The following is a 672-nucleotide window of genomic DNA, read 5'->3' as shown; positions in this document are numbered from 1 at the left end:
AAGTCGTAACAAGGTAGCCGTACCGGAAGGTGTGGCTGGATCACCTCCTTTTTAGGGAGACCTACCCATTTAGATATCGAAAGCAATGAGTAAATAGATACTAAACTGGTCTACTCTAGGTCGGTCGCAGACTTGAAGAAAGTCTTTCAAACTATGATTGGGTTCATTTAAGGGCTATTAGCTCAGGTGGTTAGAGCGCACCCCTGATAAGGGTGAGGTCCCTGGTTCGAGTCCAGGATGGCCCACCTGAAAGTAATTAGTAATTACTAATTCGTAATTCGTAATTAAAAAATTAGGAATTATGAATTACGAATTACAAATTAACTTGATGGGGGTTTAGCTCAGTTGGTAGAGCGCCTGCTTTGCAAGCAGGATGTCAGCGGTTCGAGTCCGCTAACCTCCACATTGGAAAAATTCAGCACCTGAAACTATGAAAATAGTACAGAATGCTGGGTAAATACCAGCCAGAACCTTGAAAACTGCATAGTAACGCGAGGCAGTTCAGTAATCTAGTGCTTTAGCAGCAGATAACTGAAATGAAAAAGCCAATGTTAAGTGGTCAAGCTAATAAGGGCTAATGGTGGATACCTTGGCACACAGAGGCGAAGAAGGACGTGGTTACCGACGAAATGTTCCGGGGAGTTGGAAGCAAACGGTGAGCCGGAAATATCC

Annotated in this window: 2 tRNA genes and 2 rRNA genes; all 4 read left to right on the top strand. The window is 43.9% G+C overall.

The window, feature by feature from the left end:
* A 16S ribosomal RNA gene (locus FFR48_RS28270) occupies window positions 1–51 on the top strand; the annotation flags it as partial.
* A gap of 120 nt (window positions 52–171) precedes the next feature.
* Window positions 172–245 (top strand) — tRNA-Ile (locus FFR48_RS28265).
* A gap of 85 nt (window positions 246–330) precedes the next feature.
* Window positions 331–403, top strand: a tRNA-Ala gene (locus FFR48_RS28260).
* Between the two features lie 154 nt (window positions 404–557).
* Window positions 558–672, top strand: a 23S ribosomal RNA gene (locus tag FFR48_RS28255); the annotation flags it as partial.

The organism is Sphaerospermopsis reniformis (assembly GCF_005402885.1).
Classification (GTDB): Bacteria; Cyanobacteriota; Cyanobacteriia; order Cyanobacteriales; family Nostocaceae; genus Sphaerospermopsis; species Sphaerospermopsis kisseleviana.
This window is presented reverse-complemented; position numbering and strand designations above follow the sequence as displayed.